Genomic DNA, 26,350 nt, shown 5'->3' on the forward strand with positions numbered 1-26,350 from the left:
CCGCGCTGGGCCCGGGTTGGGCCACACTGGAGCCCTGCTCGGCGGAAACTCAGACGGAATTTATTGGGGGATGACGGTCGGGGCGCACGTCGATACGCCCGCGCCGATGATCTCGGCGGGGAGGTCGTCCCGCAGGAGCTCCGGCGGCGCGCCCGACAAGGGGTCGTAGCGATAGACGCTCGACGTGATCCTGTCGACGGGGTCGGGGTTCAGGACGAAGAAGTAAAAGGCGCCTCCCCAGGTCGCGAACGCCCAGCTCGCGCTGTCGTGGATGCTCACGCCGGAGAGCGGTGTCTGGGAGAGCGTGGCGCCGGTCCTCTTGTCGTACTCGCTAAGGGACGCCGGCTCCCCCGGCGCCCCCCTCACGAAGCCGAAGAGCCGGCCGTCGCCCGTGCCGGTGAGGTCCGCGTCCCTTCCCTCGCCCACGCCGAGCGGACGGATGGTACGGCTCCGCGCATCGAACGTGGCGAGCGCCCGGACGGGATCCACCTCGTCGGGCGTCCCGCCGACCAGCGCCTCGCGCAAGTAGAGGGTCTCCTCGCCGGGGACGCCGTCGGACGCGAACGCCATCCCGAACCTCCAGGGCGGGCGGTCCCCCGGCGTGCTCATGACCGGTTCGCAGACGCCGGTCTCGATATCCAGGCGCGCGAGCCGGCCGCTATGGCTCTCGATCCACGCAACGCCGCTCCGATCGACGGCCATCGACAGCGGCGACACGGCCTCGATCTGCCAGAGCTCCACGGGACACGCGCACTTGAACTGGCCGATGAACCGGAAGTCCAGCGTGGCCGGGTGGAACGAGTAGAGCTCGCTGTACGACGAGACCGTGTAGATGTGGTGCGACGTCAGCTCGGAGCACGCGCCGGGGACGGTGACGGACGGAGGGTTCCACACGGCCGGCGGGCCGGGGTTCACCCACGTCGGGTCGATCCACCCGTCGCCGCCCCCGACGCCGCCGCCCCCGACGCCGCCGCCCCCGACGCCGCCGCCCCCGCCCTCGCCAGGGAGCGCTCCGGCGGAAGAATCGAGCGTGGTGCCGCTCGCGCACGCGGCGAGCGACAGAGAGAGCACGCCGGCAAAGATCAGACCAGGAGACGACTGCAGCATATCGATTCCTCGACGCGGGGTTGAAGCGCTACGGGTACGTGGGGACGAGCCGTGGTCCCCATTTGAAATTCGACCTGGCGCCCCCTGCTCCCCGGCGGCAGCGGCGCCTCGCGCCCGGGCGCGGCGGGCCCGCTCGCGGCCGCCGCCCTCGCCGCCTCTGGCGGGGCTACTGACGCACGGAATCGGCGCTAAGCTCCCCCCGCATGCCCCCGATCGGCTCTCCCTCCGGCGGACGTCGCGCAGCGCAGGCCCTCGCAGCGGAGGCCGCGCGGCCCCGCGGGCGGGCGTGACCCCATGCCGCCCTCCCGCTTCCGCCCCGGGCTCGGCCGCCCGAGCGCGCCGGCCCCCGGGATCGCGTGGTTCGCGTTCCGCGGCGACGAGCTCCTCGTCCGCGCGCCTCGCGACGGCGGCGATCGTTTCGACGTCCCCGTCGCGGCCGATCTCGCGGAGCTCGGCGTCGTCGCCGTGCGCGACCAGCCGCTCGGAGAGCTCGACGGCCGCCCCTGCCGCTCCGCGGAGCTCGCGCAGGGCTCCCCGGCGCCGGAGGGGCACGCCTACGTCTCGCTGCGGCGCCTCCACGGGCGCATCGATCCGGAGCTGTTCGACGTGGCGGGCACCGCGTACCAGGTGCAGCACTGGGACCGGGCGCACCAGTACTGCGCGGCGTGCGGCGCCGCGCTCGAGGCGGGGCAGGACGAGCGGGTCAAGCGCTGCGTCCGCTGCGCCAGCAACTACTTCCCCCGGATCACGCCCGCGACGATCGTGCTCGTCGAGGACGGCCCGCGCGTGCTCATGACGCGGCAGGCGCGGTTCCCCGCGGGCATGTACGGCCTCGTGGCGGGCTTCGTCGAGCCGGGCGAGACGCTGGAGGCGTGCGTCGCGCGCGAGGTCCACGAGGAGACGGGCGTCGACGTCGCGGACATCGCCTATTTCGGCAGCCAGCCGTGGCCCTTCCCGCACCAGATCATGGTCGGCTTCACCGCGCGCTATGCCGGCGGCGAGCTCCGCGTCGACACGCGCGAGCTCGAGGACGCGCGCTGGTTCCACCGCGACGCGCTGCCGCTCTTGCCGCCGCCGCTCAGCATCGCCCGCAAGCTCGTCGACGCCTGGCTCGCGCGCCCGGCGCGGTAGCTCCCCTCAGACGCGGCGCTGCTTCCACGCCCCGCGGCGGAACATGAGCCAGCCCGCGACCGCGAGCGTCGAGAACGCCACCGCGATCGCGATGGGCACGCCCGTCGACCCGAGCCCCGCGGCGCGCGCGAGCCCCCAGCCGAGCGGGATCTCCCAGAGCCAGAAGCAGGCGAAGTTCAGCATCGTCGGCGTCCACGTGTCGCCCGCGCCGTTGAAGGCCTGCGTGAACACCATCCCGAACCCGTAGAACAGGAACCCGCACGCCACGATCCGCAGCGTCTCCGTGCCGGACCGCAGCACCTCGGCGTCGCCCGTGAACGCGCCGACGATGGCGCCCGCGCCCACCGCGAAGACCACGCCGATCGCGCCGAGCATGACCGTGTTCCAGACGCCCGCGCGGTAGACCGCCGCCTCGGCCCGCTCGGGGCGCCCGGCCCCGAGGTTCTGCCCCACCATCGTCGCGGCGGCGTTCGCGAGCCCGAACGCCGGCAGGATCGCGAACGCGATGACCCGCATCCCGATCGTGTAGCCGGCGAGCGCCGCGCTCCCGAAGGGGGCCAGGATGCGCACCATGCCGATCCAGCTCGCCGTGCCGATGAGCGCCTGCAACGCGCCGTTCGCGAACAGGCGGAGCAGCGCCGCGAGCGCCCTCGGGTCGGGCACGAGGTGCCGCGCCCTCACCTTCACGCGACCGCCGCCGCGCGCGAGCAGGAAGACCTGCAGCGCGACGCCGGTCCCGCGGCCGAGCGTCGTCCCCACCGCGGCGCCGGTGACGCCGAGCTCCGGGAACGGGCCGAGGCCGAAGATGAAGCACGGGCCGAGCACCATGTTCAGCGCGTTCGACAGCCACAGCACCCGCATCGACAGCGCCGCGTCGCCGGCCCCGCGGAAGACCGCGTTCATGACGAACAGCATCAGGATCGTCCCGTTGCCGAGCAGCATCGTCGAGGCGAACGGCGCGCCGGTCGCGATCACCCCGGCGCTCGCCCCCATCGCCGCGAGCAGCCGCGACGCGAGCAGCCCGCCGGCCACCGCGATCGGCAGCGAGGCGAGCAGGCCGAGCACGATCGCCTGCCCCGCCATGGCGGCCGCCTCCTCGGGGCGCCCCTCGCCGATCCGCCGCGCGACCGTCGAGGACGCGGCGACCGAGAGGCCCATCCCCAGGGCGTACACCACCGCGAGGAGCGACTCCGTGAGCCCGACGGCGGCGACCGCGTCGGCGCCGAGCCGCGACACCCAGAAGACGTCGACCACGACGAAGAGCGACTCCATGAGCATCTCCATGACCATGGGGATCGCGAGCAGGACGATCGCCCGGTCGATGGAGCCCTGGGTGAAGTCGTGCCCGCTGCCGCCCACCGCCTCGCGGAGCGTCGACCAGACGCCGGCGCCTCGGCGCAGGCCGGGCGAGGGCGCATCGGGTTCCGCGCGCAGGTCGGGGACAGGAGGCGTGGCGTGGTCGCGCATGGGGGCGAGCAGGCTGATCGCGGGCGCCCGTCCAGTCCAGCGCCTTTGCGGGCCCGCGCGTCCGTCCGGGTGACCGGGCCGCGACTCAGCGCAGGCGCAGGGCGGCGAGCGCCACGCCGCACAGGACGCCGAGCACGAAAATGACAGCGCCGCGCAGCGCCAGGCGCGACCTGCGCCCGTGGGCCTGGGCCTCGGCCGGGAGCGCACGCACCCACGCCTCGATCTCCTCCTGCGGCGCCGCCTGCTCGGCGGCGACCAGCTCCTCGACCCAGGCCGCCACCTTCACGAGCGCGCTCTCCACGTCGGGGTCGTCGACCCCGTGAGCCATCATCAGGCGTCGGACGCGCGCGTGGACGAGCCGCTCCTGCCACGCCTCCGGCGCGCTCGCGCTCCGGACTGGCTCGGCCCATGGCGGCGGACGTCTCGGCGTGTCCTTCGGGAATGTCATCGCTTCGCCCTCGACGCGGCGGTGCCCTGCGAGATCCAGGCGAGCGCGGGAGCTCTGGCGCTGCGCTGCTGTCCGGGGTGCCGGCGGTGAGTCGCACCATGGGCGCTCCGCTCGATCTCACTGCCTCACTGCATATCCATCCCTACGGCGCGGTCGCCTGGGCCGCCACCGCCGGGGCCATCTCGCCGGCCTGCGCCACCCCTTCCGCGGTCGCGGCCAGAATTACCCCCTCACCGCCTCCGTCGTGCGCTCGGACGCCTCCGACAGCCTCCATCCCGTCTGCGCCGGGCTACCTGGACTTCGATGGTGGTCTCTCCTCGTTCCACCTCGGATCACCGCATCTTCAGCGGATCGTGAACGGATCCCGATCTCGCGCGCTGAGCTCGACGCGGAGCGACGGCACCTCGGCGCGGAGCCGCTCGGCCAGGCGCTTCAGCGCGGCGCGCTCGCTGTTCGAGTGCAGCGCGCACACCACCGTGACGCCGGCGCTCGCCGCGCGCAGGGCGTCGTGGTGGCGCAGCTCGCCGGTGAGATAGAGCTCGGCGCCCTGGGCGATCGCGTCCTCGAGGAGCGCGCCGCCCGCGCCGGCGCATGTCGCCACGCGCGCGACGGCGCGCTGCTCGGGGCCGGCCACGAGCAGCGCGTCGACCCCCAGGGCCGCCTTGACGCGGCCGAGCAGGTCGCCGACCGGCGCCGCGCCGCCGAGCGGCCCGATGCGGCCGATACCGACGCGCAGCGGCTCGACGGCGAGCTCGACGAGATCGAACGCCACCTCCTCGTAGGGGTGCGCGGCGCGCATCGCCTGCAGGACCGCCTCGGTCCGATCGCGGGGAAAGACCATCTCCAGCCGCACCTCGGTCACGCGCTCGAGCCGGCCCTTCTCGCCCACGGTGGGGTTCGTGCCCTCCTCGCCGAAGAACGTGCCCGTCCCGACCGTGCGGAAGCTGCAGCGCGAGTACCGGCCGATCCGGCCCGCGCCCGCCGCGGCGAGGGCGTCGGCCACGGCGTCGGCGTGCTCCTCCGGGACGAAGACGACGAGCTTGTGCTGCCACGCCTTGGACGGCGCCCGCCGGAGCGGCGCGCGCTCCCCGGACATCCCGAGCGCGTCGGCGAGGACATCGTTGGTGCCGCCCTCGGCGACGTCGAGCGCCGTGTGGGGCGAGTACAGCGCGATGCCGTCCCGGATCGCCGCGAAGATGGGGCTCGGCGCGACCACGCGCTTCACCGCCTCGAAGAGCGGCGGGTGGTAGGCGACGACGAGATCGCAGCCGAGCTCGCGCGCCTCTTGGGCGACCTCGGGGGTGTAATCGATGGCGAGGAGCGCCGCCGACGAGGGCCGCGCGGGGTCGCCCGCCAGGAGGCCCACGTTGTCCCACGGCTCGGCGAACCGGAGCGGGGCGATCGACTCCAGCGCGGCCACGACGTCTTGGAGGAGGGTCATACGCGCATCTATACCAGCGGCGGCGGCCGCACCAGCGCCAGCGGCGCACCGCGAGCGCGCCGAGCCACCCACATCGCCGCCCTCGCCCTCACCGGAGAACTCACGTGTTCACCCCCGAGCACGGATTGCCACCCTCGCATCAAATAGCGCAGAACGCCGGCCGAAAGCGCTCGAGCGGACGAGCACAAGCGCCCTTTCGCCAACTCACATGATGGATCTGGGGTGGTGTTTTCATGTCCATTCAGGATCTCTCGCGATCCATGCCAGTCGCGCAAACATAACATCGGACTGGATCACTGGCCGTTCGCACGTGATTGTTCCGCCGAGACAGGCGAGCTCCCCGAGTCAAGCCGAGAGCACGGCTGTGGCCACGAATTTGCTCTGAAGGCCCAGGCACCCGCGAGACGGCGCTGCGGCGCGACGATCGCGAGCGATGGTCGCGCCGCGGAAGAGCGGATTGACCGTCAAGTTACATCAGCAGCGGAGAGGCTGGCGGCGCTTGCGGCCTCTCCTTGGCAGCGCTCCGTCGCGCCGCGCCTGGGCTCCTGAGGGGGAACGGTGCGGCGCTCTCCGACACGGGGGGAGATGGGCGCATCGGACCGAGCCAGGAAAGGAAGATCCCATGCAGCGCTTCAAGTCACGCCTCACCACGGTTGCCCTCACCGCAGCGTGCGCGTTCGCGTCCGGCTGCCTGAGCATCGACGCCGGTGACGAGGGAGCGGGGCCGCCCCCGACCGCCTCGGGGACGCTGACCGTCGCCGTCGCCAATGGCGAGGCGCGGTACATGCTGGAGCGGGAAGACGGGGAGTTCGTGCGCCTGAACCTGGACTCGATGACGGAGGCGCCGCAGGGCGCCGAGGCGCCGATCGACTGGCGCACGGCGAGCGGCTCCCCGGTGGACGTGTTCGGCACCGAGGCCGACGACGGCACGATCATCGTCGACGCGATCCGGCCGGCCGAGGGCATCGGCGAGCTGACGAGCGCGCTCGTCACGACCGGGGCCAAGCGCGTCCTGGTGCTGCGCGTGCAGTTCGACGGCGGCCAGACGCTGGGCACGGAGCAGGACGTGCGCAACACCATGGATGGAGCGGCGACCCACCTGGCGGGCTCGTCATTCGGGAAGATGCAGCTCCAGTACGACGTCGCCGGCCCGTTCAACATCGCCTTCGGCAAGTGCGACGATTACAACCGGTGGCAGAACGAGGCCAAGGCCGCGGCGCGGAACGCCGGCTTCGATCTCAACGCGTACCAGCACTACATGATCATGGGCAAGCTGGATTGCGGGTACGCCGGCATGGGCGCGCAGCCCGGCAGCGCCACCTGGATCGCCGGCCTCTGGCCCGAGGTCGTCGTGCACGAGCTCGGCCACAACTTCGGCCTGTGGCACGCCTCCTCGCGCACCTGTCGCAGCAACGGGGCGACCGTGACCATGAGCAACGATTGCACCTTCGACGAGTACGGCGACGTGTTCGACCCGATGGGCAACGGCGGCAAGCAGCACTTCAACGCCAACTACAAGGTGAACCTCGGGTGGATCCCGTCGACGCAGGCCGTGACGGCGACCGCCGACGGGACCTACACGCTCGCGCCGATGACCGAGGCGAGCAGCGGGACCCAGCTCCTCCGCGTCAAGGGCCCGAACGACATCATGTACCAGATCGAGTTCCGCCAGCCGGCGGCGACGAACGTCGTCGACTCGCGCAACCTCTCCACGAAGGGCGTCCTCATCCATGCGTTCTTCACGCAGTCGCGAGAGAGCGGCCGGGCGCACCTGCTCGACATGGTCCCTGGCGGGAACTTCAGGGACGCGCCGCTCGTGGTCGGCGCTTCTCATCAGCTCTTCGGGACGAACGCGACGGTGAAGGTCCTCTCGGTGTCGGCCACGGGCGCACAGGTCCAGATCTCCGGCCTGGGCGGCACCGGCGGCGACACCGGCGGCACCGGCGGCGACACCGGCGGCACCGGCGGCACCGGCGGCCAGAGCCTGGCGGCCGTCCATTCGGGCAAGTGCATGAGCGTCAACGCGGCGAGCCAGGACAACGGCGCCACCATCATCCAGCGGCCGTGCACCGGGGCGAGCGATCAGCAGTGGAAGATCGAGACGATCAGCGGCGCCACGGCGACCGTGAAGAACGTGAACAGCGGAAAGTGCCTCGACGTGCAGGGGGCCAGCCTGAACAACTCTGCGAACATCACGCAGGCGGACTGCAACAGCAGCAGGAACAGCCAGAAGTGGGAGATCATCGATCGCGGCGACGGGGTCGTCTCGCTGCGCTCGGTCAACAGCGGCAAGTGCGTGGACGTCAACGGGGTCAGCACCGCCGACAACGCCAGGTACATCCAGTACACGTGCAGCACCGGGACGAACCAGCGGTTCCGGCGGCAATAGCGCGCTTCCGGGGCGCGACGACCGGGGGCGCCGCTCCCGCCGGCGCGCCCCAGAGCGGCGGATCGTGACCGGCGTCGGGCCAGGGATCTCCCAAGCCCGGCGCCGCTCCCGCGGCCTCCTGTCGAAGCGTTGCGCCGTGCAGGAGGATCGATGTACCTCCCCTCGATGAACCGCATCGCTCTCGGGCTCGCGGCCGCGGCGGCGAGCCTAGCCCTCTCCGCAGCGGCGCCCGCGCTCGCCAACGGTCGATACCCCACCGCCGGCCAGATCCTCGTCGATCCCGCCGATCCGGAGCACATCGTCGTCCGCGCGACCTACGGCGTCCTCACCACCCGTGACGGCGGCGAGCGCTGGTCGTGGATCTGTGAGGCGGCGGTCGGTTACAGCGGCTTCGAGGATCCCATGATGGTCGTCACCGCCGACGGCTCGATGCTCGCGGGGCTCTTCGACGGGCTCAGCGCGACGCACGACGGCGGCTGCGACTGGCAGTTCGCCGAGGGCGCGCTCGCCCAGCGCAACATCGTCGACCTGTCGATCGACCGCGCGGACCCCGCGAGCGTCCTCCTGCTCGGCTCCAGCGTGATGGCGAGCGACGCGATCTTGACCCAGGTCTGGGAGTCGAAGGACGACGGGAGGACGTGGACCCAGGCCGGGGCCGACTTCCCGAGCACGTTCCTCGGCGTGACCCTGGACAGCGCGCCGAGCGATCCCCGGCGCATCTACGTGAGCGGGCGCCGCAACGGCCCCACGTTCCAGGGGATCGTGCGGCGCTCGGACGATCGCGGCGCGACCTGGGAGGAGTTCGACGTCCCTGGCAGCGACGATCGCAACCTGCCCTACCTCGGCGCCGTGGACCCGGAGGACCCCGACGTGGTGTATGTGCGCCGCGACGGCGACGGCGCGGACACCCTGCTGGTCTCGCGGGACGGGGGCGCCACCTGGCGCGAGGTGTTCCAGGCGGCGAGCCTCCTCGGCCTCGCCCTCTCGCCCGACGGGACCAGGATCGCGGCCGGCAGCGACATGGATGGCCTGTGGGTCGCGCCGACGGATACGCTGGAGTTCACGCAGGTGGGGCAGCTCGGCGTCCGCTGCCTGACCTGGACCGCGCGGGGCCTCTTCGCCTGCGCCGACGAGCCCGTGGACGGCTTCTCCGCGGGCGTCTCCACGGACGGGGGCGCGACGTTCTCGCCGCTGATGACGCTCGATCGCCTCTGCGGCCCGCCGGCGGCCTGCGGGGCCGAGGGCTCGACCGGCCGGACCTGCCCCGACCTCTGGCCGGCGACCGCGAGCTTCGTCGGCGCCGCGCGCTCGTGCGAGGCCGGCGCGGCGTCGGGCGGCGCCGCGGGCGCGGGCGGGAGCGGGGCGGGCGCCGGCGGGGCGCGGCCGGCGGGGCGCGGCCGGCGGGGCGCGGCCGGCGCGGGCGCGGGCGGAAGCGGGGCGAGCGCCGGCGGCGGCTGCTCCTGCGAGGCGTCGGGCGGGGGGCGCGCCGGGGCGCTCGCGGGCTGCCTGGTCGCGGCCGGCGGCGCGCTCCTGCGCGCGCGGCGGCGGCGGAGCCGCCCTGGGCGATGATCGGGATTCGATGACCGGAGGCGGGTTTGTTGGCCGCTCCGGCCGCCCCGATGGACACTGGCGAGACGGTCACGATGAAGACGTGGAGCTTTCTCGCCCTGGGACGCAGCTACGAAATCACGGATTATGGCCCCAGATTCGGTATCGAGGTCACGCGGAACGGCTACACGGTGTGGACCGGCTACCGTGACGGCGCGCGGCTCGTGACGGACACGAGCACCCTTCCCGCGCGCGAGCTCGGGGCGCTCCGCGAGGAGCTCCTCCGGCGAGCGGCCTTCCGGGGCGCCGCCCCGTCGGCGGACGCGGGCCTCGGCGCGCGCCGGCCGCAGCGCGCGGTCGAGCAGCTCGATCTGCTCGGGGCGCCCGCGCTCGCCGGCTGCCAGCGCTGACCGGAGGGGGGCCGCCCCGGAGGGCTCGCGCGGCGCTCAGACCTCCAGCGCGCTCTCGATGACCCGATGCACGAGGCCGTACTCCTGGGCCTCGCGCGCGGTCATCCACAGGTTGCGCTCGGTCTCCTTGGCGATCTTCGCGGGATCCTGCCCGGTCGCCGCGGCGAAGATCCGGTTGAGCCGCTCGCGCGCGGCCAGGATCTGGGCCGCCTCGATCTCGATGTCCGACGCGGGGCCGCGCACGCCGCCGAGCGGCTGGTGCAAGAGGAAGCGCGTGTTCGGGAGCGCGAACCGGTTCTCCCGCCGCGCGGCGACGAAGATCAGCGCGCCCGCGCTGGCGACCCATCCGGTGCCGATCACCTTGACCTCGGGCCGGATGAAGCGAATCACGTCGTAGATCGTATCTCCCGACTCCACGTGCCCGCCCGGCGAGTGGATCAGGATCCGGATCGGCTCCTCGCTGTCGCTCGCGAGGGCGAGGAGCTGCGCCGTGGTGGCCTGCGCCAGCTCGCTGGTGATCTCCCCGAAGATCAGGACGGTCCGGCTCCTCAGCAGGCTGCTCTGGACCTTCTCGGACAGCGCGCGGGGGAGCGGCTGTTCTTCGTTTGGCGTGGAATCGAGGCGCATCATGGCCCCGAGCTTCCGGCCGCCCCCGCCCGCGCGCCATGACCGCGAGGCGCGGAGTCATGCTCGCGCGTCTCGATCCTCGAGGGAGCGCTGGACGAGCGGCCTCGGAGCGGGCAACCATGGGGCATGGCGGACGAGATGGAGCGGCAGCTTCCCCGCGGCGTGGCGGTCTCCCGGCATCACGGCCCTCCTGGCGCGCTCTGGCGTGCGAGCGCGGGGGGTTCGCCGAGCGTCCACGTCGTCGTGCAGGGCGCGTTTCGCCTCTCGGAGGACGACGGGACATGCTCGGAGTCGGAGGACGACGGGACATGCACCTTGGACGGGGCGCGCGCGCTGGACGGGGCGTGCGCCCTGGAGCTCGACGCTGGCGACCTCGTGCTCCTCGGGTTCGGCGCGCGCGGCGCGGGGTCCGGCGAGCGGAGCCTCTGCTGCGTTGCGCCGTCGACCGGCGCCGCTCCCGCGGAGGCGGAGCTGATCTCGGCGACCTACGCCGCTGCGCCCGGCGGGGCGCTCGCCTCGCTTGCGCCGGTGGTCCACCTCCCTGCCGGCGAGGTGCGGCGAGCGCCGGGGCTCTCGGCCGTGGTGGGCCTGCTGCGCGCCGCGCTCACGGATCCGTCCCCGGGGCAGGCCGCGCTGGCGCGCTCGCTGCTCGAGCCGCTGCTCGCCTACGCGCTGCACTGCCACGAGCGGGCGGGCGAGGTGGGCGCGGGGCGCGCGCGGGGCCGGCGCGTCGCGCGCGCGTTCGACCGGCGCGTCGCCCGCGCGCTCCGGCTCATGCAGGAAAGGCCGGCGGAGCGCTGGACCCTCGAGGCGCTCGCGAAGGCGGCGGGCCTCTCCCGCGCGGCGCTGGCGCGGCGGTTCCTGGCCGAGCTGGGGGTCCCGCCGCTCCGCTACCTCGCCGAGCTGCGCATGCAGCGGGCGGCCGAGCTGCTCGCCGAGGGCGACGGCTCGCTGGCCGCCGTGGCGGCCGAGGTCGGCTACGACTCGGAGTTCGCGTTCAGCCGCGCGTTCAAGCGGCACACGGGCGAGGCGCCGGGCGCGTTCCGCCGGCGCAGCCGGTCCGAGGGGGCGGCGTTCCGGCTGCCGCCGGTGCGCGCGGCGGCGTGAGGGCGATCGCGGGGGCGGCGCGGGAGCGGGTGTGCCGACGTGGCGCGCGACCGGGGGGCGGGGCGGGATCCTGACCGGCGTCACTCCATGAGCAGCTTGAAGCAATCTTCCGGGTGCGTCGGCGCGCCGTCGCGCAGCGCCTGCTCGTGCGCGCGGAAGCAGCGGAGACGAGCCTCGATGAACGGATTCTCGACTCCCTCCGGCAGGAGGTCGAGCGCGCGCGACGCCGCGCTGATGGCTTCCGTGACCCGACCTTGCAGGACGAGCAATATGCCGTACGTATCATAGCAGGACGCGCAGCTCGGGTCTGTCTTCAGAGCGCGCTTCACGAACGTCTGCGCCTCGTCGAGCTCGCGGAACGCGATGCGGTATCGGGCTACCCCGTTGAGCTGTGCCGCCGTGGATGCAGTGCGGCTCAGACGATCGACGAGCGGCGCGGCTCGTTCCATCGCCTCGTCCGTCGTGATCGCGTGGCTGCGCCACAGCGTGGAGAGAAACATGAGATTCGCCATGAGATATCGAGGATCCGTCGGCCTCGCCGCGAGCGCCGCCGCGAGCTCCTGCTCCGCCTCCGTGAGGCGGGCCTCGACCGTCCACAGGCGCCCGCGCCAGAAGCGGACCTCGGGGTTGCCCGGCTCATGGGCGAGCGCCTTCTCGAGGTGCGCTGCCGCCCACGCCCTCTCATGTCGCTGCCACCTCTTGAGGCGAGCCCAGAGCACGTGCACCTCTGCGTCGCTCATCGCGCGTTCGACCTGTGGCGGCGGGGGCGGCGGGGCCGTGTAGGGGCCAACCTTCTTGATCATCCTCGGACCCACGAGGTAGTTCCGATAATCCCGCTCGAGCTGCTCGGGCGAGAGGTCCCCGATCGCTTGCTGAAACGCCTGCCGCACCGGCGCGCCGCGCGAGGCGGCCTCGAGGAAGCTGGCAAAGCGCCGCACGTAGGGTTCGGGGCCATTGATCAGCATGTGCACGAGCGCCCATGAGCTCAGGTAGTTGAGCACGACCCGGCGCCGCGCGGCCCCCGACGTATCGTCGGAGCGGCCGTAGAAGCCGGGTCGGCCGAGGTGGATGAGCTCCGTGGCGGGTCTCGCCTGGCTGACGGGGATCAGCCAGCGTGTGAACGAGCCATCGCTCACGGCGCGCCAGGAGGTCCTCTTCAGGAAGCTGCGATGGGGCAGCGGCGAGCCGACGTATGCATAACCATCCTGCACGCGGAACGTCGAGTAGAACTCGGCGAGGCCTTCGCTGAGCCACGCTGGCGCCGGCCCGATGCTCTGCGCGACGAAGTGGTGCGCGAGCTCGTGCTGGAACGTGAGGCGCACGTGATCCTCGAGCGAGCCGTACATGACCATGGTCGGCGCCGGCTCGAGGTCGCTCGGCAGCTTATGCATGAAATAGCCGACGGCGAACCTTGAACCGAACTGACGGAAATCCCGCTCGCGCGCGAACAGGATGATTTGCATGCGAAACGGATCGGGGTTGTCGCTCGGGAAGCAGATGTCTTCGAGAGCTTTGTACGAGCTCTCGAACTCCGCGAGGGCGTCGCGCGCCTCGGCGCGGTCGAGATCTGTCCACATCACGAAGTGCGGCGAGGAGAGCTCTACCCACGGAGCACCGCCCTGGGACGGGCAGGTGAGCGGTGGCTTGAACTGAGCACAACCGAGCCCGCTGGCGGCGCAGAGCGCGAGCGCGGCAGCGCTGAGGGACCGTGCGAGGATGGAAGTCAACATACGATTTCCCTGATGCCCGTCGCCGTGGATGGGCGAGCCCCGGCGAGGCGTACACCATCGCCGCGCATCCGTCCAGGTGTCATCGAGGGTCGGCCTGCCTGATGCTAGAGCTCACCGGAATGCGAAGCGCATTCCGGTGAGGACCGGCCTATCATCATACCACGTAAAAGCCTCGCGCCAGAGGCATCAACCATACAGAATTGGGATTTCACGTCTGCGACGCAGATCGCTACCGTGCATCAACGGTGGCACGGAATTCGTCGGCCAGTCTCCAGTATAGCTCCCATGATTCTGCGTCGCTCTTGGCCGTGTCACGAATCGCAGCGACGGGCCCACACGATGCACTCCATCCTCGTGCCTCCCAGAGGAACGCGCCGAACTATCGATTAAAATCCACAACTCGTTCTTGAATGCGGCGATGACGCAACGCTAGAGAGTACCCGCACAGAAGTTGCTCTAAGTTCTGCAATTGCGTCACGCGTTGAGATTCATCGCCACCAACATACATTCCGGGTCGTTTGCGAATTTCATCGAGCACTTCAAATACTGACATCATCCTTCCTCCCAAGCCTTGCCGCCGATCTTTACTCCACTCGCCGCCCCTCCCCCCAGCTTCGGCAACACGGCGCCGAGCACCATCGCCGCCCCGATGCCGCTCTCCAGGGCGACCGTGACGCCCAGCGCCGCGACATCCATCGCCGCCCGGAGGTCCTGGATGAACGCCTCCGCGTCGTTGCCCGCGTGCCACGCCAGCGCCCCGAGCTCGAGCGCCTCGTGGAAGTCCCGCGCCACGGCCGCCGACCAGTCGAACCTCGGCACGATCTCCGGGTCCCCCATCACCGACCCGCTCACCAGCCCGGGCGTCGGCTTCTCGCCGGTCAGGTCCGACAGCCGCACCCCGCGCTCCAGCACCGCCGCCAGCGTCTCCCCGGCGCCCGAGTAGTCGTCGCCCACCGACGAGCCGCCGCGCGTAGCCGCTCCGCAGAGCGCGTTCTGAAGCGAGCTTGTGGAAGGCGGCCCCGTGCGTAGAGTCGCGGTGCGATGACGGAGCGACGGAGCGGGGACGCAGGCGTCGAAGTCCCGAGCCTGATGACGGCGGTGCTGAAGCTGTCCGCGCCGCATGTCGCGTGGCAAGGCCGCGAGGACGTCCCCGCCCGCGCGAAGGGGCGCCCGCGTCGCGCGGCCGGCCAGGAAGAGCGCGCGGGAGCAGCCGAGCCCGCAGGCGTGGGGCGCCGCAAGAGCGCCGCCCAGCCGTCCGCGGAGCAGGAGGGCGGACGGCGGCCGACCCGAGGCGCGGACAAGCAGCGCCGAAGCGAAGCGACCCGGAGGCGCCCCGCCACGACGAGCTCGACGGCGGCCGGGCGAAGCGACGACAGCACCGGCTCGACGAGCCGACGCACCTCGGCGCGGAAAGGACGCGCGCCGGCCTCGACCGCTCCGGACGCGACGAGCGCTGTGGGCGCGGCGGCTGCGGGCGACGCGGCGCGATCAGCGGTCGCGGAAGGCGAGCCGCGAGCCGGTGATCCGAGCCAGGTCCAGGTACTTGAGCCGCCCTTCGGCGATGAGGCGTTGTCGCGTCGCGACCCAGTTCTTGGGACTCAGGTCGAGGATGCGACTGAGCGGATAGCTCGGAGCCACGGTCAGGATCTCCTGCAAGTAGAGCTCGGGGTCGAACCCGTGCATCTGGCAAGTCGCGATGAGCGACGTGATGGCACAAGACCGGACAGCGTGCTCGTCGCTGCCGTGGAAGAGCCAGTTGCGCCGTCCCTTGACGACGCGGCGCAGAGCCCTCTCGGAGGCATTGTTGTGGATGGGGATCTCCCCGTTGGAGAGGAACTCGCAGAGCGCCTCCCTCTGGTTGTGCAGATAGACCAGCCCTTCGCGCAACGGCGAATGCTCGGGGACGACCTGCCGCTGCGCCTCGACCCAGGCGAAGAGCTTCTCAATCAGCGGTGCGGACTTGCGCTGCCGGATCTCGAGGCGCTCGTCCGGGCTGCACAGGGCGCATTCCTGCTCGACGCGGAAGAGCGCCTGGAGGGTCTGGAGCGCGAACGCCGCCTCCTTGCCCGCCCCGGCCTTGAACGCCTTGAAGAAGCGCCTTCGTGCATGGCTCCAGCAGCCGGCCTCACGCGCCTTGCCCGGCCCGAACAGCACGTTGTGGTTGGCCGAGGCGTCGGCGACGAGCGTCCCCTGGTAGCCGCCGAAGAGCTTCGCGACGGTGGGCCCGTCGTACGTCGGTGTATAGCGGAACAGCACCCCATCGCCCGGCGCGACCAGGACGAAGACATGCCCATAGCGGTGCTTGTCCTTGGCCCGGATGGCGGTGCCCGTCGCATCCATGGCGAACCACGACCTCGAGAGCGCGTCGCTCCAGATAGCATCGGCGATGCGCATCGCGATGCCACCACAATCGTACTGCCAGCGGGTCATGTTGCCGCGGCCGATGCGGAAGCCGTGGCGATCCGACTCCACCTCTTGCCGGTAGTAGGGCGTGTGGTAGTCGAGCTTGTGGACGAACAGGTGGGCCAAGAGGCTCGGATCGGCAAGGCACCTGTCGATCGGGCGCTCCGGCAGCGACGCGATCTTCACCGGTCCGCTGTCCTCCGCAGCGTCCGACTCGGGCGTGTAGCGTACAAGGACGCCGTCGACGAAGGGGCTTTGCTTGAAGGACGTGTCCGCGGGGATCCCCAGGAGCTCGTGCTCCCGCACGACGAGCGGCTCGCCGCGCTCGTGATTCAAGGCCGGCCCGGCGGCTGGCGAAGGAGCCGGCGCCTCTTCAGCTGCGCTGCTCGCCGCCGGTGCCTCCGCCTTGGCCACGTACTTGAGGCGACGCGTGACGAGCTCGAGGAGGCCGCCACGCCGGTAGCCGATGCTCGAGCTGTCTTCGGCGCCCACACGCTCGAAGCGCTCGAGGCCTTTGAGCAGCACCTCCTGCGGCAGCGACTCGATGATCACCCTCGGAATGACACCGATGCGGCGGCGCCCGTGCTCGTGGCGCTTGACTGGCTTGCCACCTCCGGGATCGGAGCCGGAGGAGGATTCTGCCGTCCCCGCGTGCTCCGGTGGGCTCGCGGAGCCCGGCGGCGGGCCGCTGGCCTCGCCCGGGTCCACTTCGGGCGCGGCGTCGACGCTCTCGGCCTGCGACGAAGTCGGAGCCGGACAGGCATCTGGCTCTCCGGCCAGCGAAAGCCGCAGCTGGTCAGGCGAGACCTGCTCGGAGACGTGGCGCCGGAATCCGATCTCCAGGGTCCGAATCGTCTCCTGCAGCTGTTGATTGTACGCCTTGAGCGACGCGACGGTGCGAGCGAGCTCTTGGGCCTGCTGCTCCGCCGTCGAGAGCTCGGCCAGCCTCGCCTCGAGCTCCTGCACCCGCCGGAGCAGCGCGTCGACCACCGACGCGGGGCCGGCGGGGCTCCCCTGTCCTTGTCCCCTGGCCTGGAGATAGCCGAGCACGAGCGCCGCGCCGTCAAGGCGCTCTGCCTCCGTCGACTGCGGCAGCGCGGTCTCACCGGGGCGTGTCGTCGAGGTCAAGGCGCGCCATGGATGCCCCCTGCGCTTGCTCTTGACAAGTACCTTATGCAGCGAAAATTCGCTGTTTTCGATGAGAATTTCTCGTCGAAGGCGGGAATGCAGGGCCGCCATGGTGCGCCATCGGCGGCGCGCTCTCGCGAGGTCTTCGGGCGCGATGCAGCGCGCGCCCTGCTCCATCTCCGCATCCGGCTGCGCCGGCCGCCATCGGGCCGCGCTGGCGCCGGCAGCGCGGTGAACGAGCGCCGGCGCAGACGCCTCAGTGGACCAGCCGGCGGCGGCTTGCCAGCTCTTCTACAGGCAGACCGGCGAGCAGCTGCGCGAAGTCCTGTGCTGACAGCTCGATACACCTGCCGTCGGCCTCGGTGAACGAAGGCAGAGCAAATGCACCCTTCGAGAGACGCTTATACAAGATCGTGTATCCATTGCGATCCCACCAAAGGGCTTTGAGCCGGTTACGCCTCCTGTTGAGGAACAAGAACAGCGCGCCGCTGGCCGGGTCCAGGCACAGCACTTGCCGGGTGATCGCGGCGAGCCGGTCGAACGCACCACGCAAGTCCACTGGACCGACCGCCAGATAGACGGCTATAGTCGCGGGGGTCACCGTCCCCTCCGCAACGCTTCGAGCGCTTCCACGAGCTCGCGCGCGCCTATCCCACATACCTGCATCCGCGTCCCGTCGGCAAACGCGACGTTGAGCCGCAAAGGCGGCGCCTCGCGGCGCTCCGGGCGCACCACGACGGGTAGGAACGGAATCTGCTGAGCCGCCTTGGGGGCTCTTGGCGACGCACCCTCGTCTGCGCGCTCACCGTCAGCCACCCATCGGTCGGCAGTCATCTTGTGGACACCGAGCTCCGTGGCGATCTCGGTCGGTGTTGCCCCCGAGCGGGAGCGCGCCTTGGCGTAGGCCTCGGCTCGCTCCCGCAGCTCGCTCGGGAATTTCCCACGGCTCTTCTGCTCTCGATACCTCGACAGCTCTGCACGCAGCTGTACCAGCTCCCTGCTTCCTGGCATCGCTCGCTCCTCTTCGCTCGGCGAGGGCACGGCCCTCATCTGGCGTCGCGTAGCGTGCAACCGAATCTGGCCAGGGGAAAGACGCGGTCAGCGGAGCGGCTACCCGTCATCAGGCTCGGGACTTCGACTCCCTCCTCCCCGCTCCGTCGCTTCGCCATCGCACCGCGACTCTACGCACGGGGCCGCCTTCCACAAGCTCGCTTCAGAACGCGCTCTGCGGAGCGGCTACCCCTCCATGAACATCACCTCCTGCCGCTGCGAATTTCCGCGCAGAAGGATCATCAACGCATTAAGCCACCACGTGAGCACGACGACTACAAAATCGCTCCATCTGGGATCCGGAAATGCTCGGTCGCCAAAGTCCAGGCACAGTCCAGCCCACACAACGCCTGCCTGCGAGCGCCCTGCGTACTTGGGGTTGATCTTGAGCGCGATGGTTTGCATCAGAACACCGGATAGGCGGTTTCGACGGTCTTCGTTGTAGTGTTCACCCACATCTCTATAGTGAGACTGTCGTACTGGCCCCGCATCAGCACCCGTTCGCCCTGACCACCAATTTTTTCTCCGTAGCGATATGCTTGCCGCACTACACGCTCGACGGATTTATTGGCGGATCTCGCCGGAATGCGTGCACGCATTCCGGCGAGATCCGCGTAATTATCATGTCACACAACGAGAAGCGTCGCGCGCCAGGGTGCATCATCGATACGGAACGCAGATCCCGCCTCTACGATGCCAATCCGATGCGTGACAAATCCGGCGGAGCAAGGAAATCCTGAAATCAAGGCTGAACATGGCGCTCCGCCCGGAGTTCGGTTATGTAGTCGCCGTGTCCACATGCGGACGAAGCCCGGCAAGCGGCGGGACCTGGGCACGCCTGCGTGCTCGTGATGGACGAGATCGACGCCATAGTTTTCGGGCTACTATCTCTCCTGAAGGAGTTCCGCCGGGATGACCGACTGGCGTGCGAATCGCACCTGGCGAAGCTTGAGACATTCGACAATATCAATCGCGATCCTGGGCAGTTCGAAAATCCGCACGGGATCGGCTGGCGCTGCAACCATGCGGTAGGGCCCGCCATGGGGGTCTGAGTCGAAGGCGAAGAGCCCGCGCTCCGCCACCAGCCGCCACGTGTTCTTCAAGCCCGGGGGTAGCTCTGGCGCGAACCGCGCCACGGTCGAAGCGGGCCACGCAAGGACAGCATCGATCGCCGCATCGTGTGCATCAGTGTCTCGTAGGAATTCATCCGGGGCGTAGCCACCGCCCGCGGTACTGAACAGGGCAACGTACCCATCAGCGTCACTGGCTAACCAATCGAACTCCAGTCCGAGAATATCGTCGGCGGATTTTGCTCCTATCGTAGACATCACTGCCCTCCTCGGTCGGATCGAAAACGCGTGGCCGGATCCGGAAACGCACCGCGGCCGTACGTCGATTCACAGATTCGACATACATCAACCGGTTGCCCCGTGCGGGGCCTCACGGCAGGTGTGAAACGGATGTCAGGCGGATGCCCGAGAGCTTCCGAGCAGACCCCCTCTGCGCAACCAAGTCCGCCACCCCGATTCGCTCCCGCTATCGCCCGCCCAATCGATGGAGAATATGCGCCGACCACGGTTGCAGGCGGATGCCGTGTTTGGGCCAACTCTGCCGCGAGCGCATCCCGCGCAGCAACCGCTTCTCCGTGAAGGTCGCGAGTCACACCCTTTGCGGCATCTGCCCCCGCCGCCCCTCCCCCCAGCTTCGGCAACACGGCGCCGAGCACCATCGCCGGCCCGATGCCGCTCTCCAGGGCGACCGCGCCGACCAGCGCCAGCACATCCATCGCCGCCCGGAGGTCCTGGATGAACGCCTCCGCGTCGTTGCCCGCGTGCCACGCCAGCGCCCCGAGCTCGAGCGCCTCGTGGAAGTCCCGCGCCACGGCCGCCGACCAGTTGAACCGCGGCACGATCACCGGGTCCCCCATCACCGACCCGCTCACCAGCCCGGGCGTCGGCTTCTCGCCGGTCAGGTCCGACAGCCGCACCCCGCGCTCCAGCACCGCCGCCAGCGTCTCCCCGGCGCCCGAGTAGTCGTCGCCCACCGACGAGCCGCCGCGCTGCTCGAAGTACTCGTCTCCGGCATGGATGAACGACGCCCAGTCGCTCTCGAACTCCGGATTCCCTCGCTCCTCCGCCCCACCGGGAGGCTGTGGCGGCCTCACCTCGCCGGAAGATAACGCATCGGACGGCGCTCCGACCTCGATCGTTTCTCCCATCATTCCGATCAGATCTCCGGTGGTGTCGTCGTACTCGACCCACCCCGAACCGCCGTTGTCGAACGAGACCAGCCTCCAGTAGAACCCCGTCGGATCCACGAGGTTCACCGGGTCGTTCATCACGTAGCTGTACCGGTTGTAGCTCTGCCCCCACAGCGGGTCGGTCACCAGCGGATCCGGCGTCAAGAACCGCCGCAGGCTCGGGTCGTACACCCGCCCGCGCATGTCGATCAGCCCCAGCTCATCGTCGTGCCGGTGCCCCGTGAACCCGTGCTTCACCTCGCTCTTCGCCACCCCCGGCGCATTGCCGTCGGCGTCCACCCGCCTCCCGAACGGCTCGTAGTGCAGCCGCTCCACCTCCTCGCCCGCCTCGTCCGTCAACAGCCCCACGCTCCCCAGCGGGTCGGCGTGCACGTACAGCGTCCGCTCCTCCCCCGGACCCGCGTACACCACCTGCGCCATCTCCCCCTCGGGCGACCCCACCCGGAACACGTGCCGTGTCCCGCCCGCGTCCGTCCGCCGCTCGTACAGCCCGCCGACGTAGACCGTCTCCTCCCCCTCGTGCTTCTTCTTCACCCGCGCCCCGAACGCGTCATACAGAAACGCCCAGCTCTTTCCCTCCTTCTCCACCCGCCTCGGCAGGTCGAACGCCGTGTACGCGATCGCGAGCCCCGCGCTCGAGCCCACCAGCCGCCCGGCCGCGTCATGCCCGAACGTCACCCCATCGCGCCCCGCCACGATCCGCGGTCTTCCCCCCGGCTCGTAGCGGTTCTCCTCCGCCACCACCCCGTCGACCGCGACCGTGCGCAGGTTGCCGAGCTCGTCGTAACCGTACGTCGTCCCCCGCGCCCCGCCCGGCGCCGCCAGCTCCCATCGCTCCAGCCGGCCCGCCTCGTCGTACCCGAACGTCTCCACCCGCAGCGCCACCCCGTCGCGCCGCTCCCGCACCCGACCGTCGTCGTGGTAGCCGTACGCCAGCGCCTGCAGCGGCGCGTTCGTCTTCGCCGCCACCGTCGCCAGCCGCCCCGTCATCGGCTCGTACGTCCGCTCCGCGCGCACCCCGTTGCCGAACGTCGCCTCCAGCAGCGCCCCGTCCGCGTTCCGCGCGTTCACCTTCCACAGCGACCGCGTCGTCCCGTCCTCCTGGCTCGCGCGCAGCTCCGACAGCGACCCATCCTCGTACACGTGCTTCACACGGAACCGGTCCCGCCCCGGCACCTTCGGGTACAAGAGCTCATCGCGCAGCCCGTCGGGCGTGTACGTCACCCCCACCGCGAACGCCTCCCCCTCGATCGCCGTCCACACCTGCGAGACACGCCCCTGCGCGTCGTACGTATTGAACACCTCCGTCCCATCCGGGCTCAGCGCCGACGCAAGCCGCCCCACCCCGTGCTCCGCCTTGTCCCACGTGTACGTCGTCACCCCGTCGGCGCTCGTCACCCGGAGCCTCCGCCCCATCGCGTCCCGCTCCACCACCGTCCTCTGCCCCAGCGCGTTCACCTCCTCCCGCATCTCCCCGTAGCCGTTGTACCGCGTCTGCCGCACCCCGGTGTCCGGGTCGCGCAGGATCGTGCGCCGCCCCCGGACGTCGTACTCCACCGCCGTCTTGTTCCCCTTCGGGTCGTTCACCCTCCAGAGCTTGCCGTGCGGCCCATACGCGAAGTGCGTCGACTGCCACGCCCCGTCCACCTCCACCGCCGTCTCGCTCGGCCGCCCCTCCACGTCCACGATCGTCCGGCTCCGCCGCCCTTCGGGATCGATCCGGATCGTCTGCAACAGCTCGTGCTCGTACCGCTGCCGCGCCCCGTCCGGCCCCGTCTCCGACAGCACGCGGCCCAGGCTGTCGTAGGTCCGCTCGGCCCGCTCCCCCGCCGCCGCGTCGAACCCGGGTCGGCTCACCGACAGCGGCCGGCCGAAGACGTCGTACGACCTCGCGCGCACCTTCATCCGCCCGTCGAACGCTCGCTCCGCCTCCTTCACCGCCAGACCGCGCTCGTCCAGCGTCACCACCGCGTGGCCGCCGCTCGCCAGCGTCGTCTCCACCAGGAGCCCGGCCGTCTCCCCCGCCTCCACCCACGCGGCCATCGTCGTCTCGCTCGACGCGCCGGCGCCGGACCTCGCGCGCTTCAGCCGCCCGAGGTCGTCGTGCACGCGCGTCGACCACGCGCCGTTCACGTCGATCTCCCCCATCAGCACGCCGTACGCCGGGTGCGTATACGTCCAGTGCGACACGCCGAGCCCGTTCCACACCTGGCTGACGAAGATCCCTTCGCCCGACACATCATCGTGCGCGTAGCTCCAGATCCGCGGCGACTCCCCGGCCGCCTCGCGCCTCTCCTCGATCAGCCGCCCGGCCTCGTCGAGCTGGAACGAGATCGTCTCCCGGACGTCGGGATCCGTGCTGTCCGGCTCGATCTTCACCTCGTCGAGCAGCCCGCGCTCGTCGTGGTGGTAGTCGACATGCAGCTTCGCCGGCGGGGTGTCGCCGGCCTCGTAGACGCGCTCCGCGTGCGTGTCGATCAGCCCGACGAGCCACTCGTCGGGCCGCACGTCGAACGTCCTCGTCACCTCGCGGCGCGCGCCCCCCGCCGTCTCGAGGGTCTCGCCCCGCACATTGCCGTAGTCATCCACCTCGTACGCCGCGCTCTGCCGGATCGGCGCGGCATCCCCGGGGTCCTCCACGTCCCGGCAGTGCAGGCGCACCCCCTCGGCCCAGTCGATGTTCACCTCGGGATCCTCGAACTCGCGCCGCAACGTCCCCTTCACCGAGACGAGGTAGCTGCGACCGTCGTTGAGCCCGACGACCCGGTAGTCGATGTCCTGCTCGACCACCCGCGCCCTCGCGCTCGCGGGGCCCTCCTCGACCGTGCACGATCCGTCGGTCAGCGGGTCGCAGCCGCGCGCGCCCAGCGGGCCGTGGGGCACGATCGGCGTGACCTCCCGGATCCACCGCGGTCGGCCCGCGAACGGATACGCCGTCCCCACGCGCGTCTCGTTGTCGAACACCGTGATCCGCTCCACGGGCCACGCGCTGCTCCACTCGATCATCCGCTCGAACCCGAGCGAGCCGCGCCCGAGCAGGTCCGCCCGCGGATCCTCGAACCGGTAGCTCGTCCCGCCGGGCCGCTCCAGCCCGCCCACCCAGGCCACCACCGGCGCCCCACGGTACACGCATCGCAGCGGATACGTGCACACCTCCCGAGGCGACGATGACGGGTTCGTCCGGCCATACCGGACGTGCGCGCGGTAGGCCCTCGGCTCGTCGCCGTCGGACACGCCGCTCAGGAGCTCCACATCCTTTCCGATCGCGCGCGTGACCTCGAGCGCCCTCCCTCGCCGCGTGAGCACGTCGGCGCGGCCATCCGCGTCGAAGTCGCCGTGCCACATCGCGCCCCCCGCAGGGAGCGGCGAATAGTGCGTCCCCGTCTCCGGCTCCTCCCAGCCGATCTCCTGGCGCAGGAACGTGCCGTCGCCGCGCGAGAGGAAGGCGAGGATCAGGTCCGTGAAGCGGCCCCCGGGCGGCACGGGGCTGAACCAGTCGGAGATCGACACGAGGAGATCGTCGCGCCCGTCGCGGTTCAGGTCGAACGGCTCGACCACGAGGCCCCCTGCCTCCAGCGCCAGCGCCTCCTCGAGCCCGGGATCCGGGAGCGTCACGGCAGGGCCGAGCCCGTTGCCCGTGTTCACGCTGAGCTCCACCGAGCCCGCGTCGACGTCGACCCAGAGCGCGTCGCTCAGCCCGTCGCCGTTCACGTCCGCGAGCGTCACCGGCGCGCCCCCGCGCTTCAGCGGAAACGCAGGCCAGGTCGTCACCTCCCCGGCGTCGTCGAGCCCGATCGCCACGCCCGCCTCGCAATCGTCCTCGCCCACGATCAGCTCGCCGCGGCCGTCGCCGTCGAGATCGCCGCCGACCGCCTCGCACTGCCAGGGCGCGGAGCGCACGCCGGTCACGATGCGCTCGCCGAACCGGCCGCCCTCGTTCATCTGGATGCTCCAGAACGATTCGTCCAACGACTGCGCGAACTCGACGACGACGTCGAGCAACGCGTCGCCGTTCAGATCGACCAGCTCGAGCTCGGGCGGGGACGCGGAGAAACGACGCGAGCAGAAGCGCAACGTGCCCCCAGAGACCGTCGCGCCGGTGGCGACGAACGCTTTTTCCTTGTCGCTCCAAGCAACCAGCCTGTAGCGACATGTTCCGGTGTCGTAGGCGAGCAGCTCCACCTTGCCGTCCCCGTCGATGTCCACCGGGCGGCTGTGCTTCAGGTTGACCTCCTCCAGCGGAGAGCCCGACGGGTTGACGCGCACGGTCCGGAACGAGACCTCGCTGCCGGGCTCGGAGAGGCTCAGAAACAGCTGGTCCGGCGGCTCCGGCGGGACGGGAGGATTGGGGTGCCCGGGCCTAGGGTCTGGGAACCACGGCGTCGGCACGTCGACCGCGTGGAGGATGTCGTCCCGCCCGTCCCCGTTGGCGTCGAAGACGCGCACCGAGGTGATCTCCCCGGAGATCGGGAGCACCGGACCGCCGGCGAACAGCAAAGGATCCTCGTGGATCCAGTGCAGCCGCTTCGGCCAGAGGCAGGTCCCCTGATGTCCGCACTTCTGCACCGAGGAGAGCAGGCTCCGGCCGAGCTGCCCCATCTCGTAGTCGAGCGTGTACTCCCAGACCTTCTGCGTGGACACCGGGTTCGGGGCCCACATCGCGATCGTCTTGAGCCGCTTCGTCGATCGCCAGCCGATCCCGCCCGCGTAAGAGATGCTCGGGTCAGGGCGATCCTCGTACGCGAACACGATCTTCCGGCGAGGCGATGACCCCGGCCCGTACGCGATCGTCTCGATCAGGAACTCGTGCGAGTACGGCGGCGCCGAGGCCCCGTGCTTCTCGTAGAGGTACTCGATCTCGTTCCCCGAACGATCGCGCTCGCGCGCGAGCAGCCAGAGCGGCGTCACCACGCCCGCCGGTTGCTCGGCCTCGACGCTGGCCGCGACGCGCGTGGCGTAGGTCTCCTCGTAGATGCGGATCCGGCCGTCCTTGGTGCGCACCTCGAAGGCCCCCGGCGCGCCCTCGTTGGTCCTGCCGAGCGCGCGGATCATCGACATCTCGTCGTCCTCGGTGCGGTATTCGGCTCGCCCCCCGAACCCAGCCACCGGGACGAGCTTCTTGCCGTCGAGGCAGTAGCTGTCGGACGCGTCGTAGTCCGGGCCGTCGGCGCGCCCCTCCGTGGCGATCGTCGCGTCGCAGCGCGCGATCGCCGACGAGCTGCCGGCGACGCTCCACCCGCGCCCCACCGGACCGTTGCCGCCGCGGCTCGAATACCGGAGCGCGAGCTCCGGCGTCACCCCGAGCCCCGGCGGGACGTCGAGCGGAATCGTATAGCTATAGGCCCCGTCGGCGGTGACCTGCCCGGCGCCGGGCAGGTATCCGACGTCGTCGCCGCTGAGGATCGGGGACTGCGGGAGATCCAGCGGCTCGGGCAGCGCGGGCCGCGCACCGCCCGTCGACGCGGCGGCGGCCAGGCCGAGCCGCTCGGCCCCCGGCCGCTCGTGCGTGCCGCAGGCGACGAGGACGAGCACGAGAAGGGATAGAAACCAGCCCAGAGACGACGCCCGCGAGGACACCGCCATCGATGCATGCACCAGAGATCGCCGAGGACGCTGCGAGGCCGCCCGCGCGGCCGCGCGCCGAGGTTCATTCTTCATATCGTCCACCCGTGGAGCGGGGCTCCCCCCCGACACACTCCCGCCAACTCAGGTTCGATCCGCTGCCATGAAGAGCAGCTCGCCGGGGAGCATGGCAAACACCATGGTCATGATGGCGAGTCAATCCGGTTCTTACGCTCGACTCTCCGTCGAGATCGATCCCGGTCTCCCGGCGAGACCTCACCCTTCCTTCGAGACCACCTCCGGTCTCGGATCGAAGGGTCCCGTCTCCCCCCGCGACCACCTCCCCTCTCCCGGCGAGATCCTGCTCTCCCTCCGCGACCACCTCCGGTCTCGCGGCGAAGGGTCCCGTCTCCCCCCGCGACCACCTCCCCTCTCCCGGCGAGACCTCACCCTCCCTTCGAGACCGCCCTCCGTATTGCCTTCATGGTGAAACCTTCTTCCCTCACCTCACCTCCCCACCGTCGGAATCATGCCTCCTCCTT

The 26,350-nt window shown here is 70.9% G+C and carries 19 protein-coding genes; 5 read left to right on the forward strand and 14 right to left on the reverse strand.

The window, feature by feature from the left end; genetic code table 11:
• Nucleotides 1–60: 60 nt before the first annotated feature.
• Nucleotides 61–1,107, reverse strand: coding sequence for a hypothetical protein (locus tag NQZ70_RS27800; protein ID WP_129576904.1), 1,047 nt, complete (start codon nt 1,105–1,107; stop codon nt 61–63).
• A 294-nt stretch (nt 1,108–1,401) separates the two neighbouring features.
• Between NQZ70_RS27800 and nudC the strand changes: the two genes are divergently transcribed.
• A complete protein-coding gene (nudC, locus tag NQZ70_RS27805; protein WP_129576905.1) occupies nt 1,402–2,238 on the forward strand; it encodes an NAD(+) diphosphatase in 837 nt (278 codons plus the stop codon).
• A gap of 6 nt (nt 2,239–2,244) precedes the next feature.
• Here the strand turns inward: nudC and NQZ70_RS27810 are convergent, their stop codons facing one another.
• From NQZ70_RS27810 to NQZ70_RS27820, 3 genes are all read right to left on the reverse strand, one after another.
• Nucleotides 2,245–3,705, reverse strand: coding sequence for an MATE family efflux transporter (locus NQZ70_RS27810; protein WP_129576906.1), 1,461 nt, complete (start codon nt 3,703–3,705; stop codon nt 2,245–2,247).
• An 85-nt stretch (nt 3,706–3,790) separates the two neighbouring features.
• Nucleotides 3,791–4,153, reverse strand: coding sequence for a hypothetical protein (locus NQZ70_RS27815; protein ID WP_237244117.1), 363 nt, complete (start codon nt 4,151–4,153; stop codon nt 3,791–3,793).
• Between the two features lie 343 nt (nt 4,154–4,496).
• Nucleotides 4,497–5,594, reverse strand: a complete 1,098-nt coding sequence (locus NQZ70_RS27820; RefSeq protein WP_129576907.1) for a Nif3-like dinuclear metal center hexameric protein — start codon at nt 5,592–5,594, stop codon at nt 4,497–4,499.
• A 622-nt stretch (nt 5,595–6,216) separates the two neighbouring features.
• Between NQZ70_RS27820 and NQZ70_RS27825 the strand changes: the two genes are divergently transcribed.
• The 3 genes from NQZ70_RS27825 (at nt 6,217) to NQZ70_RS27835 (ending at nt 9,941) form a co-directional block, all read left to right on the forward strand.
• Nucleotides 6,217–7,983, forward strand: a complete 1,767-nt coding sequence (locus tag NQZ70_RS27825; RefSeq protein WP_165374201.1) for an RICIN domain-containing protein — start codon at nt 6,217–6,219, stop codon at nt 7,981–7,983.
• 165 nt (nt 7,984–8,148) lie between these two features.
• Complete coding sequence (locus NQZ70_RS27830) at nt 8,149–9,552, forward strand: VPS10 domain-containing protein (protein ID WP_272825841.1); 1,404 nt, start codon at nt 8,149–8,151, stop codon at nt 9,550–9,552.
• 74 nt (nt 9,553–9,626) lie between these two features.
• Nucleotides 9,627–9,941 carry a hypothetical protein gene (locus NQZ70_RS27835; protein ID WP_129581620.1) on the forward strand — a complete coding sequence of 105 codons (315 nt, stop codon included), beginning with the start codon at nt 9,627–9,629 and terminating at the stop codon, nt 9,939–9,941.
• A 36-nt stretch (nt 9,942–9,977) separates the two neighbouring features.
• On the opposite strand, the gene NQZ70_RS27840 is transcribed toward NQZ70_RS27835, so the two are convergent.
• Nucleotides 9,978–10,568, reverse strand: a complete 591-nt coding sequence (locus tag NQZ70_RS27840) for an ATP-dependent Clp protease proteolytic subunit (RefSeq protein WP_165374672.1) — start codon at nt 10,566–10,568, stop codon at nt 9,978–9,980.
• Between the two features lie 126 nt (nt 10,569–10,694).
• Here NQZ70_RS27840 and NQZ70_RS27845 point away from each other — a divergent pair, with 126 nt between their 5' ends.
• A complete protein-coding gene (locus NQZ70_RS27845) occupies nt 10,695–11,675 on the forward strand; it encodes an AraC family transcriptional regulator (RefSeq protein ID WP_129576910.1) in 981 nt (326 codons plus the stop codon).
• A gap of 80 nt (nt 11,676–11,755) precedes the next feature.
• Here the strand turns inward: NQZ70_RS27845 and NQZ70_RS27850 are convergent, their stop codons facing one another.
• From NQZ70_RS27850 to NQZ70_RS27890, 9 genes are all read right to left on the reverse strand, one after another.
• Nucleotides 11,756–13,405, reverse strand: a complete 1,650-nt coding sequence (locus NQZ70_RS27850) for a lipopolysaccharide assembly protein LapB (protein WP_129576911.1) — start codon at nt 13,403–13,405, stop codon at nt 11,756–11,758.
• A 552-nt stretch (nt 13,406–13,957) separates the two neighbouring features.
• The gene (locus tag NQZ70_RS27855; RefSeq protein ID WP_129576912.1) at nt 13,958–14,359 is read right to left on the reverse strand and encodes a hypothetical protein; all 402 of its coding nucleotides are present in this window, start codon (nt 14,357–14,359) and stop codon (nt 13,958–13,960) included.
• 534 nt (nt 14,360–14,893) lie between these two features.
• The gene (gene tnpC, locus NQZ70_RS27860) at nt 14,894–16,936 is read right to left on the reverse strand and encodes an IS66 family transposase (protein WP_165373741.1); all 2,043 of its coding nucleotides are present in this window, start codon (nt 16,934–16,936) and stop codon (nt 14,894–14,896) included.
• A gap of 256 nt (nt 16,937–17,192) precedes the next feature.
• Nucleotides 17,193–17,537, reverse strand: coding sequence for an IS66 family insertion sequence element accessory protein TnpB (tnpB, locus tag NQZ70_RS27865; RefSeq protein ID WP_165373740.1), 345 nt, complete (start codon nt 17,535–17,537; stop codon nt 17,193–17,195).
• Nucleotides 17,534–17,947 (reverse strand): helix-turn-helix domain-containing protein, encoded by a 414-nt coding sequence (locus NQZ70_RS27870; protein WP_129572567.1) that lies wholly within the window; start codon nt 17,945–17,947, stop codon nt 17,534–17,536. Before NQZ70_RS27870 ends, tnpB begins: the two co-directional genes overlap by 4 nt.
• A 225-nt stretch (nt 17,948–18,172) precedes the next feature.
• Entirely contained in the window at nt 18,173–18,391 is a 219-nt protein-coding gene (locus NQZ70_RS27875) for a hypothetical protein (RefSeq protein WP_129576913.1), read from the reverse strand.
• The gene (locus NQZ70_RS27880) at nt 18,391–18,585 is read right to left on the reverse strand and encodes a hypothetical protein (RefSeq protein ID WP_129576914.1); all 195 of its coding nucleotides are present in this window, start codon (nt 18,583–18,585) and stop codon (nt 18,391–18,393) included. Before NQZ70_RS27880 ends, NQZ70_RS27875 begins: the two co-directional genes overlap by 1 nt.
• A gap of 285 nt (nt 18,586–18,870) precedes the next feature.
• Nucleotides 18,871–19,314, reverse strand: coding sequence for a hypothetical protein (locus NQZ70_RS27885; protein WP_129576915.1), 444 nt, complete (start codon nt 19,312–19,314; stop codon nt 18,871–18,873).
• Nucleotides 19,314–25,829, reverse strand: coding sequence for an FG-GAP-like repeat-containing protein (locus NQZ70_RS27890; protein WP_207217497.1), 6,516 nt, complete (start codon nt 25,827–25,829; stop codon nt 19,314–19,316). The genes NQZ70_RS27885 and NQZ70_RS27890 overlap by 1 nt, the downstream gene beginning before the upstream one ends.
• Between the last annotated feature and the right edge of the window lie 521 nt (nt 25,830–26,350).

Origin of the sequence: Sorangium sp. So ce836 (assembly GCF_028553905.1) — a bacterium.
Classification (GTDB): Bacteria; Myxococcota_A; Polyangia; order Polyangiales; family Polyangiaceae; genus Sorangium; species Sorangium cellulosum_D.